The sequence below is a fragment of the Clavibacter lycopersici genome (assembly GCF_003576405.1).
Classification (GTDB): domain Bacteria; phylum Actinomycetota; class Actinomycetes; order Actinomycetales; family Microbacteriaceae; genus Clavibacter; species Clavibacter lycopersici.
Genome location: NZ_QWGT01000293.1, coordinates 1 through 2,996, shown reverse-complemented (window position 1 = coordinate 2,996; position 2,996 = coordinate 1). Strand labels below are relative to the sequence as shown.

Sequence of the window (2,996 nt, the reverse complement as noted above, 5' to 3'; positions counted from 1 at the left end):
GCCCGCGCTCGTGGCCGCCGGCCTCGCGACGCTCACCGGCTGCGGGCTGCAGCCCGCGACGGCGTACGTGCCGGACGCCGCGCCCGGCTCCATCCAGCCCCTCGACCTGCCGGCCGGCGCGCACCTCACGGTCACGTCGAAGAACTTCACCGAGCAGCTGATCCTCGGCAAGATCGCCGTCATCGCGGCCAAGGCGGCCGGGTTCGACGTCACCGACCAGACGAACGTGCCCGGCAGCGTGCCGGCCCGCGAGCTCATGACGAGCCACGGCGCGGACATGACGTGGGAGTACACCGGCACGGCGTGGCTCAGCTACCTGGGCGAGCCGGAGGGGATCCCCGACCAGCGCGCGCAGTACGAGGCCGTGCGCGACGCGGACGCGGCCAACGGGCTCACCTGGCTCACCCCCGCGCCGCTCAACAACACCTACGCGCTCGCCATCCGCAGCGAGGAGGCGGAGCGGCTCGGCATCACGAAGCTGTCGCAGATCAGGGACCTGCCGGTGGATCAGCGGACGTTCTGCGTCGAGGCGGAGTTCAACTCGCGCTCGGACGGCCTGTCGCCGCTGCTGGAGACCTACGGGATCCCGCGCGGATCCGCCGACGGCGTGCCCGACGGCAACGTCTCGATCTTCGACACGGGCGCGGTCTACACGGCGACGGATCGCGGCACGTGCCAGTTCGGCGAGGTCTTCACGACCGACGGGCGCATCGACAAGCTCGGCCTGACGATCCTCCAGGACGACCTCGGCTTCTTCCCGGCCTACAACGTCGCGCCCGTCCTCGGCTCGGCGACCCTCGCCGAGTACCCGGGGCTCCAGGACGTCTTCGACCGGATCTCCCCCGTCATCACCGACGACGCCCTCCGCGAGATGAACCTCCGCGTCGACGACGAGGGCGAGGAGCCCGCGGACGTGGCCTACGAGTTCATGGTCGACCACGGGTTCGTCACGGCGCCCTAGGCGGGAACCGCGCTCGCTGCGCATCCACCTGCGGAGCTGCCCCCATCGGATCGTGCGCGCTAGCTGCGCATCCACCTGCGCAGTTGGTCGATGCGCTGCTGCAGCTGCGTCACGCTGCACTGGCCGACCGCGGGCCCGCCGCACACACGCCGGAGCTCGGCGTGCACGAGGCCGTGCGGCTCGCCGTGCAGCTTGGCCCGCATGCCGACGAGGCTGTTGAGGAGCTGCCGCTGCTCCTTGAGCGTGCGGTACAGCGGGATGTCGTCGGGATCCTTCGGGGCGCCGCTCTCGGCCTGCTTGCGCTCGCGCTCGGACGCGTGCCGGGACTGCCGGTGCTGCCGCTGGGCGAGGAGCTCGCGCACCTGCTCGGGCTCGAGGATCCCGGGGAGCCCGATGAACTCCTCCTCCTCGAGGCTGCCGACGTCGGCCATCTGCCCGAACTCGGCGCCGTCGAAGAGCACCTTGTCGAAGGTGGCCTCCGACCCCATCGCCTCGAACGAGAACTCGCTGAGCAGGGAGTCGGACCCCTTCTCGCTGCGGTTGGCCTCGCCCATCATGGCGTCCTCGGGGTTGTAGAGGTCGCCCTCCTTCGAGGAGTCGCGGTCGAGGGCGTGGTCGCGCTGGCGCTCGAGCTCGTTGGCGAGCACGAGGAGGTTCGGGACGCTCGGCAGGAAGATCGACGCCGTCTCGCCGCGACGCCTCGCCCGCACGAAGCGGCCGATGGCCTGGGCGAAGAACAGCGGGGTGGATGCGCTGGTGGCGTACACGCCGACCGCGAGACGCGGCACGTCCACGCCCTCGGACACCATGCGCACCGCGACCATCCAGCGCGAGGTGCTCGCGGAGAAGCGGTCGATGTTGGCGCTCGCCTCGACGTCGTCCGAGAGCACGAGGGTGACGGGCTGACCGCTGATGCGCTGGAGGATCGCGGCGTAGGCGCGCGCGGTGGTGTGGTCGGTGGCGATGACGAGGCCGCCGGCGTCGGGGATCGACTGCCGCACCTCGCTCAGGCGGCGGTCGGCGGCGGCGAGCACCTGCGGGATCCACTCGCCGTCGGGGGCGAGCGCCGTGCGCCATGCCTGCGACGTGATGTCCTTCGTGTTGCCCTCGGCGAGCTGGGCCTCCATCTCGTCGCCCATCTTGTTGCGCCAGCGCATGCTGCCCGCGTAGGCGAGGAAGATGACGGGCCGGACGACCCCGTCGGCGAGCGCGCGGCCGTAGCCGTAGTCGTAGTCGGTCTGCGAGAGGCGGACCCCGCGGTGGTCGCGCAGGTAGCTGACGAACGGGATGGGCGCGGTGTCGGAGCGGAACGGCGTCCCCGTGAGCGACAGGCGGCGGGTGGCGCGCTCGAAGGCCTCGCGGATGGCGTCGCCCCAGCTGAGCGCGTCGCCGCCGTGGTGCACCTCGTCGAGGATCACGAGGGTGCGGCTCTGCTCGGTCATGGTCTTGTGCAGGTACGGGTTCGCGGCGACCTGCGCGTAGGTCACGGCGGCGCCGTGGTAGTGCCGGCCGAGCGCCCCGGAGGAGTTGCTGTACATCGGGTCGAGGCGCACGCCCGCGCGCGCGGCCGCGTCGGCCCACTGCTTCTTGAGGTGCTCGGTGGGGGCGACGACGGTGATCCGGTCGACGGTCTTGCGGTGCAGCAGCTCGGAGGCGAGGCGGAGCGCGAACGTGGTCTTGCCGGCGCCCGGCGTCGCGTTGGCGAGGAAGTCCCGCGGCTCCTTCTCGAAGTACGCGGTGAGGGCCTCCTCCTGCCAGGCCCGCAGCTTGCTGACGGTGCCCCAGGCGGCGCGCTCCGGGAAGGCCGGCGAGAGGTGCTCGGCCGCGGCGGATCCGACGTGCGGTGGAGGGGTCGGAAGGGTGCTCACTCGACCTCACGATACCCGCACCCGCGGACGCTCCCGTCGACCGCGGCGCCGTCGCGCGGGGTCGTGGCGAGCGGATCCGCGCAGGCTGCGGTCCGGCGCGCACGTCGCGGATCGCGAGTCGGATCGGCCCCTCCGAGACCGTCCGGGCGCGTCGCCGCGGGAGGCGC

General features: G+C 72.3%; 2 protein-coding genes. One reads left to right on the top strand and one right to left on the bottom strand.

Going from position 1 to position 2,996, the window contains the following annotated elements; translation table 11 throughout:
- The coding region (locus DZG00_RS14090) for a glycine betaine ABC transporter substrate-binding protein (RefSeq protein WP_233550151.1) at positions 1-961 on the top strand (961 nt) is incomplete at its 5' end.
- A gap of 59 nt (positions 962-1,020) precedes the next feature.
- Here the strand turns inward: DZG00_RS14090 and DZG00_RS14085 are convergent.
- A complete protein-coding gene (locus tag DZG00_RS14085; protein ID WP_119382907.1) occupies positions 1,021-2,829 on the bottom strand; it encodes a DEAD/DEAH box helicase in 1,809 nt (602 codons plus the stop codon).
- Positions 2,830-2,996 lie beyond the last annotated feature (167 nt).